Here is a 956-nt window from a genome sequence, read left to right as displayed (position 1 = left end):
GAGTGGTGCGCCCGCCTCTCGAAAAAAATCGGCAAACCCTACCGATTGCCCAGTGAAGCTGAGTGGGAATATGCGGCCCGAGCCGGAACCACCACCCCGTTTCATGTCGGTGAAACCCTGACCACCGACCTCGCCAACTACAATGGCAACTACACCTATGGCTCAGAAGCCGAGGGTGTCTACCGCGAAAAAACGACCCCCGTCGGTCAGTTTCAACACGCCAATGCCTTTGGCTTATCTGACATCCACGGAAATGTTTGGGAGTGGTGCGCCGACCCCTGGCATGACAACAGCTACAACGGTGCGCCATCGGATGGTCGAGTTTGGGATGCAAAAAATATCTACGATAACTATATTGATTATTTAGTCAACTTGTTGAACGCGAAAGAAAGGCGAGTGCTCCGCGGCGGTTCGTGGTACTTCAATCCTGTATTCTGTCGCTGTGCCCTCCGCTACTGGGTCGACCCGGCCTTCATCAGCTACTACTTCGGTTTCCGCGTCTCCTGTCCCCCCCCGGAGACTCTTCGCCCTTAGCGCTCTTACCCTTTTGCCCTTTGCCCTGTTTCTATTTTACCCTTTTTGCGAGCGCAGCGAGCTTTTTTTATATTTTTTTAAATTATACCTCTTTTGCTCGAGTTTGTGTGTAACGAAATGTTAAGTTTCCAATACTGGGGGAAATTAATAATTACGTGAAAAATCGATCCGCTTAAAGGAGACTCTTCGCCCTTAGCGACTATTAAGAAACCGGGTTTCTATGAGAGTTTCTCTTTCCCCGCCAGATGGTTGCCTAGAAACCCGGTTTCTACTCCCAAGCATCCATCCCGAACCATAATATCAAATCCGGTTGAATGCCCGGAACAAAACGGGTCGGATATCGAGACCGCTTGGGAATCAATTCCCCGAGGGCGCAAGCCTTGCGCCCCTACCAGCCAAAATCATCGGTCGATGATTGGGGA

1 protein-coding gene is annotated in these 956 nt (G+C 50.8%); it reads left to right on the top strand.

Features of this window, described 5'->3' with window-relative positions; translation table 11 throughout:
- Positions 1-534: formylglycine-generating enzyme family protein (locus AC0QHF_RS13385; RefSeq protein ID WP_324704718.1), on the top strand; the 534-nt coding region annotated here is incomplete at its 5' end.
- Positions 535-956: the final 422 nt, after the last annotated feature.

The organism is Lyngbya sp. CCY1209 (assembly GCF_055795065.1).
The sequence above is the reverse complement of the archived record's forward strand: the minus strand, read 5'-3'. Positions and strand labels throughout refer to the sequence as shown.